The organism is Streptomyces pathocidini (assembly GCF_001418495.1).
GTDB lineage: Bacteria > Actinomycetota > Actinomycetes > Streptomycetales > Streptomycetaceae > Streptomyces > Streptomyces pathocidini.
Genome location: NZ_LIQY01000004.1, coordinates 673 through 7,940, shown reverse-complemented (window position 1 = coordinate 7,940; position 7,268 = coordinate 673). Strand labels below are relative to the sequence as shown.

At 70.0% G+C, this 7,268-nt stretch carries 5 protein-coding genes and 1 pseudogene; 4 read left to right on the top strand and 2 right to left on the bottom strand.

The features are described 5' to 3' along the window. Positions 1-395: 395 nt before the first annotated feature. Complete coding sequence (gene mgrA, locus AOK16_RS00325; protein ID WP_079100897.1) at positions 396-1,442, bottom strand: L-glyceraldehyde 3-phosphate reductase; 1,047 nt, start codon at positions 1,440-1,442, stop codon at positions 396-398. A 121-nt stretch (positions 1,443-1,563) separates the two neighbouring features. On the opposite strand from mgrA, the gene AOK16_RS00320 reads away from it, so the two are divergent. The 3 genes from AOK16_RS00320 to AOK16_RS00310 all read left to right on the top strand — a co-directional run bounded on the left by AOK16_RS00320 (position 1,564) and on the right by AOK16_RS00310 (position 5,192). After that, positions 1,564-2,325 (top strand): isoprenyl transferase, encoded by a 762-nt coding sequence (locus tag AOK16_RS00320; protein ID WP_055470158.1) that lies wholly within the window; start codon positions 1,564-1,566, stop codon positions 2,323-2,325. Positions 2,326-2,672: 347 nt separating this feature from the next. Further along, positions 2,673-4,010, top strand: coding sequence for a PhoH family protein (locus AOK16_RS00315; RefSeq protein WP_055470157.1), 1,338 nt, complete (start codon positions 2,673-2,675; stop codon positions 4,008-4,010). A 474-nt stretch (positions 4,011-4,484) separates the two neighbouring features. Then, positions 4,485-5,192, top strand: a complete 708-nt coding sequence (locus AOK16_RS00310; protein WP_055470156.1) for an aggregation-promoting factor C-terminal-like domain-containing protein — start codon at positions 4,485-4,487, stop codon at positions 5,190-5,192. 189 nt (positions 5,193-5,381) lie between these two features. Here AOK16_RS00310 and AOK16_RS00305 read toward each other — a convergent pair whose 3' ends face one another. After that, positions 5,382-6,551 carry a steroid 3-ketoacyl-CoA thiolase gene (locus AOK16_RS00305; RefSeq protein ID WP_055470155.1) on the bottom strand — a complete coding sequence of 390 codons (1,170 nt, stop codon included), beginning with the start codon at positions 6,549-6,551 and terminating at the stop codon, positions 5,382-5,384. A 387-nt stretch (positions 6,552-6,938) separates the two neighbouring features. Here AOK16_RS00305 and AOK16_RS27825 point away from each other — a divergent pair. After that, positions 6,939-7,268 (top strand): annotated as a pseudogene (locus AOK16_RS27825) (steroid C27-monooxygenase); the annotation flags it as partial.

Below are 7,268 nucleotides of genomic sequence, written 5' to 3'. Positions count from 1 at the left end.
CCCCGCGCGCACTCCACGAAACCGGAACCCTCGCCCCACGAAACCGGAACCCTCGCCCCACGAAACCGCAAATCCTCGCTTCACGAACCCGGAGTCCTCGCCCCACGAACCCGGAGTCCTCGCCCCAACGAAACCGGAATCCGTTCCAAGAAAGCGGAACCCCGCGCGCCGTGTGACAGCGGAACCCCGTACGAGGGGCTATGGTGGAATCCCCCCCTCGGGCCGGTCCGTATCCCCCCCACGGACCGGCCCGCTTTATTTTGGCCAGAGCCCGACGCGGCCCGGACGCCTGCGGGCCGGGCCTGGTCCGGGCCAAACCGGAACCAGGCCCACCGGTCAAAGCCAGGCCCACCGGTCAAGCCCGGGCCCGCCAGGCCCGCCCGGCCGAACCCGCCTCAGCCGCGTCCGGCCCAGATGTTGACCCCGTCCGTGGACTGCGCGAAGGTGTCGATCTCCTTCAGCTCCTCGGCCGTCAGCTCCGCCGCGCCGAGCGCCGCCACGTTCTCCTCGACCTGCCGCACGCTGGACGCGCCGATCAGCGCGGAGGTCATCCGCGGGTCGCGCAGCACCCAGTTCAGCGCCAGCTGGGCGAGGGACTGGCCGCGGCGCCGGGCGATCTCGTTGAGCCCGTTCAGCCGGCGCACGACCTCCTCCGACAGCAGACCCGGGTCCAGCGACTTGCCCTGCGTCGCACGCGAGCCCTCGGGGATGCCGCCCAGGTACTTGCCGGTGAGCAGCCCCTGCGCCAGCGGCACGAAGCTGATGCAGCCCATCCCGGCGGTCTCCAGGGTGTCCAGCAGCCCGTCGTCCTCGATCCAGCGGTTGATCATCGAGTACGAGGGCTGGTGGATCAGGGCCGGCACGCCCATCTCCTTGAGCAGCCGCGCCGCCTCCGCCGTCTGCTCGGCGTTGTAGGAGGAGACGCCCACGTAGAGGGCCTTGCCCTGCTGGACGGCGGACGCGAGGGCGCCCATCGTCTCCTCCAGGGGGGTCTCCGGGTCGAAGCGGTGCGAGTAGAAGATGTCGACGTAGTCGACGCCCATCCGCCCCAGCGAGGCGTCCAGCGAGGACAGCAGGTACTTGCGGGAGCCCCACTCGCCGTACGGGCCGGGGTGCATCAGGTACCCCGCCTTGGTGGAAAGGACCAGTTCGTCCCGGTATCGCCGGAAATCCTGGGCGAAGAGCTTGCCGAAGTTGAGCTCGGCCGAGCCGGGCGGCGGACCGTAGTTGTTGGCGAGGTCGAAGTGCGTCACGCCGAGGTCGAAGGCGCGGCGCAGGATCGCGCGCTGCGAGTCCAGCGTCCGGTCGTCGCCGAAGTTGTGCCACAGGCCGAGCGAGATGGCGGGCAGCTTCAGGCCGCTGCGGCCCGTACGGCGGTATTCCATCGCGTCGTAGCGCTCATCAGCGGCGGTATAAGAGGGGGGAGAGAAGATATCTGTCACAGCTTCTTCCCTATCACGTGACAGTGACACCGATCCCCGCCCCTGAGTTGGGTCCGGGGCCCGCGAGGGCAGTAGTCTGCGATGCGCGGGGGCCGTACACACGGAGGGGCTGGAGAGGGCAATGAACCTGCGCGACCTGGTGTACAAGCTCTACGCACGCCGGGTGGAAGGCCGCCTCGACCACGACCAGGTGCCCAAGCACATCGGCGTCATCCTGGACGGCAACCGGCGCTGGGCCCGCGCCTCCGGCGGCACCACCGAGCAGGGCCACCAGGCCGGCGCCGAGAAGATCCGGGAGCTGCTGGGCTGGTGCGCCGAGACGGACGTCGAGGTGGTCACGCTGTGGCTGCTGTCGACGGACAACCTCGACCGCCCGGAGAACGAGCTCGTCCCGCTGCTCGGCATCATCGAGGACGCGGTCCGCGACCTCGCGGCGGACGGCCGCTGGCGGGTGCACCACGTCGGCAACCGCGATCTGCTCCCGACCCGTACGCAGACGGTCCTCAAGGAGGCCGAGCAGGCCACACTCGACGTCGACGGAATACTGGTCAACGTCGCCGTCGGCTACGGCGGCCGCCAGGAGATCGCGGACGCGGTGCGCTCGCTGCTGCTCCACCACGCCCAGCGGGGCACGACGTTCGAGGAACTGGCGGAGATCGTCGACATCGACCTCATCGCCGAGCACCTCTACACCCGCGGCCAGCCGGACCCGGACCTCGTGATCCGGACGAGCGGGGAGCAGCGGCTCTCGGGCTTCATGCTCTGGCAGAGCGCCCACTCCGAGTACTACTTCTGCGAGGTCTTCTGGCCGGCCTTCCGCAAGGTCGACTTCCTCCGCGCGCTCCGCGACTACGCGGCCCGCCATCGGCGCTACGGCTCCTAGCCCACCCGGCGGACCACCCGGTCGGCCACGCGTCGGACTGCCCGTCACATCCCCGGCCACAGCGGGTCGTCGCGCAACGTTCACACAGTCGTGGCCGCACGGCCTGGCATGGGTCTCCGTGTTCGAGGGAATATCCCTTCCAGTCGACGCCCGGTCCACGGGCGTCCGGCAACCAGCGAGCGGCATGGGGCCGCCCGCCCGGGAGGCCCTTTGCACACGGACGACCGTGCGTTTCGCACGGACACCGCGGAGGGCCGGCGCACGGCCCGTGCAACGGGGGTCGAGCCCGGTCCAGTTCCCCGCGACGCCGTCGCACCTCGACCTCATGCGAGGGGGTTCGTCCACCCGTGGTGACCAGCACGAAGCGCCGCACGCACGACCGGCGCACCTATGTCATCGACACCAGCGTCCTGTTGGCCGACCCGCTGGCCATGGCCCGTTTCGACGAGCACGAAGTGGTGCTCCCCGTCGTGGTCGTCACCGAACTGGAGGCCAAGCGCCACCATCCGGAACTCGGCTACTTCGCCCGCCAGGCGCTGCGCCTGCTGGACGAGTACCGCATCCGCTACGGGCGGCTCGACGCGCCGATCCCGATCGGGGACCTGGGCGGAACGCTCAGGGTCGAGCTCAACCACTCCGATCCGACGATCCTGCCGACCACGTTCTTGAACGAGAGGGGCCGGCTGGGCGACAACGACTCCCGCATCCTGGCGGTGGCCAGGAACCTCCAGGCCGAGGGCTATGACGTGACGGTGGTCTCCAAGGACCTGCCGCTGCGCATCAAGGCCTCCTCGGTGGGGCTGCTCGCCGAGGAGTACCGCGCCGAACTCGCCATCACCGACTCCGGCTGGACCGGGATGTCGGAGCTGGCGGTCTCGGCCGAGCAGGTCGACGAGCTCTTCGCGGCCGAGAGCCTCTACGCCCCCGAGGCGGCCGAACTGCCCGTGCACACGGGCCTGGTCCTGCAGTCCGAGCGCGGCAAGGCGCTCGGCCGGGTCACCCCGGACGGCAGGATCCGGCTGGTGCGCGGCGACCGCGAGGCGTTCGGCATCCACGGCCGCTCCGCCGAGCAGCGGATCGCCCTGGACCTGCTGCTCGACCAGGAGGTCGGGATCGTCTCGATGGGCGGCCGGGCCGGTACGGGCAAGTCGGCGCTCGCGCTGTGCGCGGGCCTGGAGGCCGTACTGGAGCGGCAGCAGCACCAGAAGGTGATGGTCTTCCGGCCGCTGTACGCGGTGGGAGGGCAGGAGCTGGGCTATCTGCCGGGCTCCGAGGCCGAGAAGATGAGCCCCTGGGCGCAGGCGGTCTTCGACACGCTGTCCGCGGTGACGACGCGGGACGTGATCGAGGAGGTGGTGGGGCGCGGCATGCTCGAGGTGCTGCCGCTCACCCACATCCGCGGCCGCTCGCTGCACGACGCCTTCGTGATCGTGGACGAGGCGCAGTCGCTGGAGCGGAACGTGCTGCTGACCGTGTTGTCCCGGATCGGGGCCAACTCGCGGGTGGTGCTGACCCATGACGTGGCGCAGCGCGACAACCTCCGCGTCGGGCGGTACGACGGCGTGGTCGCGGTGGTCGAGAAGCTGAAGGGCCATCCGCTCTTCGCGCATGTGACCCTGAACCGCTCCGAGCGTTCGCAGATCGCGGCGCTGGTGACCGAAATGCTGGAGGACGGCCACATCTGACCGATTGAGGGCATCCTGCCCTCGTCTGGCGGTACTTGGCGCCGCGCGGAGAAGCCGAAGAGCTTAGCCGCGCGGCGTCTCGACGTACGCGGTTTTCCGTAGAACCCCGGGCGCAAGCGAAGTGTGAGGTTTGCCACGCAACGTGGAATTGCTTCGGACCGTCGCCGTCCGGCAGTGTGTGGTTCCTGTCAGGCCCCGCATACGGCACATCAGTAACTCGGGCGTCCCCCCCGGACGAAGTCCGGGGGATTTTGCTGGACCAGCGCCCCGTAAAAACTCAACAGTCGTTCGCCGTATGCCGCCCGAGCATCACGCGGAACACCCCGGAGACCCGGGGGAGTTCGCACCGGGCCCGCGCCTCCCGTGACCAGTCCCCTCCACCGAGCACCACCGGAGAGGAAGAAGGAGGCCAGCGCCAGGGGCACGATTGCGTCCGCGAGGTCACCTAAGCGGGCGATGCTGGAAGGAAACCGTGTGAGCCGGATCTCGGTCCGGGGATTCGCCGTGGCATCCGCCACCGCAGTCACCACCGTCGGCGCCGTCGTGGGCGTCGCTTCGGGCAGCACCCAGGGCTCGACCGAAGCGGTCGAGCCCACCGCTGCCGACGCGACGCTCCTCGCGGACATATCCGCCGGAAACCAGACCCAGGCGCAGACCGCGTCGCTGACGCAGCAGGCGGACGCCCAGTCCTCCCAGGCGGACGCGGCGGCCAAGAAGGCGGCCGAGGAGGCCGCCCGCAAGCAGGCGGCGAAGGACGCGGCGGCCAAGAAGGCCGAAGCGGAGAAGAAGGCCGCCGAGGCGAAGGCGGCCAAGGAGCGCGAGGCGGCCGAGAAGGCGTCCCGCTCCGAGGACCGGGACGTCCTGAGCAGCGTCGCTCAGCAGGCCTCGTACACCGTCGCCCAGGTTCAGAACATCGCGCGGCAGATGGTTCCGGGCGACCAGTTCCAGTGCTTCAGCAACATCGTGAACCACGAGTCCAGCTGGAACCCGTCGGCCACCAACGCCTCCAGCGGCGCGTACGGCCTGGTGCAGGCGCTGCCGGGCTCGAAGATGGCCTCGGCGGGCGCGGACTGGCAGACCAACCCCAAGACCCAGATCAAGTGGGGCCTGGACTACATGAACAGCCGCTACGGCAGCCCGTGCGCCGCCTGGTCGTTCTGGCAGGCCCACAACTGGTACTGAGCCGAGGAATCCGGCACCACATAAGTGAAGGGCCGCCCCCGCCGCCGCACAGCGGTGGGGGCGGCCCTTCGCCATGCGCGCAGCCGTGCCCGGCGCAGCCATGCACATGACGTAAGGCCATGCACACAGCCTTACGCGGCACAGCCACGCCCAGCACAGCCCTGCGCGCACGGCCACGCGCGCAGCGTTCTACAGCCGCTGAATGATCGTGCCTGTCGCCAGCGCCCCGCCCGCACACATCGTGATGAGCGCGAACTCCTTGTCCCGGCGTTCCAGTTCGTGCAGCGCGGTCGTGATGAGGCGTGCGCCGGTCGCGCCGACCGGGTGGCCGAGCGCGATCGCGCCACCGTTGACGTTGACCTTTTCCAGGTCCTGTTCGAAGACCTGAGCCCAGGACAGCACCACGGACGCGAACGCCTCGTTGATCTCGACCAGGTCGATGTCCCTCAGCGACATCCCCGCCTTGCCGAGTACGGCCCGCGTCGCGTCGATCGGCCCGTCGAGGTGGAAGTGCGGGTCGGCGCCGACCAGCGCCTGGGCGACGATCCGGGCGCGCGGCTTCAGCTTCAGCGCCCGCGCCATCCGCTTCGAGGCCCACATCACGGCCGCGGCCCCGTCCGATATCTGCGAGGAGTTGCCCGCCGTGTGCACGGCGGTCGGCATGATCGGCTTGAGCCCGGCGAGCGCCTCCATGCCGGTGTCGCGCAGCCCCTCGTCGCGGTCGACGAGCCGCCACATGCCCTGCCCCGCGGCCTGCTCGTCCTCCGTGGTCGGCACCTGCACCGCGTACGTCTCACGCTTGAACCGTTCCTCGGCCCAGGCCTGCGCCGCCCGCTCCTGGGACAGCAGGCCGAGGGAGTCGACGCGTTCGCGGGTCAGCCCGCGGTGGCGTGCGATCCGCTCGGCGGCCTCGAACTGGTTCGGGAGGTCCACGTTCCACTCGTCGGGGAACGGCTTCCCGGGCCCGTGCTTGGACCCGCTGCCCAGCGGTACGCGCGACATGGCCTCGACTCCGCAGCCGATGCCGACGTCGATGACGCCGGCCGAAATCATGTTGGCCACCATGTGGTTGGCCTGCTGCGAGGAGCCGCACTGGCAGTCGACGGTGGTCGCGGCCGTCTCGTACGGGAGTCCGCACGCCAGCCAGGCGTTGCGCGCCGGGTTCATGGACTGCTCGCCGGCGTGCGTGACGGTGCCGCCGACGATCTGCTCGACGCAGTCCGGCTGGATGCCGGTGCGGCCGAGGAGTTCCCGGTAGGTCTCGCCCAGGAGGTAGGCGGGATGGAGGTTGGCGAGCGCGCCTCCGCGCTTGCCGATGGGGGTGCGCACGGCTTCGACGATGACGGGTTCCGCGGCCATGAATCGTCCTCTCCTCGCGTCCGCAGGGCGTCCCGGCGCCCACGGGCAGGCGGAACTAGTACGCGTTCTAGTTCTGTCAGCAGTCTTGTGCGTGCTACCGGCGGTACGCAAGGGTCGTGCACGCGCTTCGTAACCTCGCGCGTACGCGACGTACGCGCTCGGGCGCACGCAGGGCGCACCAAATGAGGCGCGCACGCCCGGCGGTCGGCCGCACCGGCGGCGAATTCCCTCACCCCTCTTGCCAGTTGTAGAACCCGTTACTACCTTGCGGTCAACTTCTGATGGTTCGTCAGACCTCCGTCGCGTCGGCTGCCCGCGCCCGCCGCCGCGCCGGACGCCGGACGCCGGACCGTGGATCAGCCCGGATCCCAGACCCTGGAGTCGCCGATGTCCTCCTGCCCAGCGCTCCCCGATGGCTTCGACTTCACCGACCCGGACGTCTACCAGCGGCGGGTCCCGCTCCCCGAACTCGCGGAGCTGCGCAGGACCGCGCCCGTGTGGTGGAACGCCCAGCCGCACAACACGGCCGGGTTCGAGGACGACGGCTACTGGGTCGTGACCCGCCACGCCGACGTGAAGGCGGTCTCCACCAACCCCGAGGTGTTCTCCTCGTACGAGAACACGGCGATCATCCGCTTCAACGAGCACATGCAGCGCGACCAGATCGACATGCAGCGGCTGATCATGCTCAACATGGACCCGCCCGAGCACACCCGG

Coding starts and splice junctions, on each gene's coding strand:
- AOK16_RS00320 (WP_055470158.1), top strand. CDS start 1,564: ATGAACCTGCGCGACCTGGTGTACAAGCTCTACGCACGCCGGGTGGAA.
- AOK16_RS00305 (WP_055470155.1), bottom strand. CDS start 6,551: ATGGCCGCGGAACCCGTCATCGTCGAAGCCGTGCGCACCCCCATCGGC.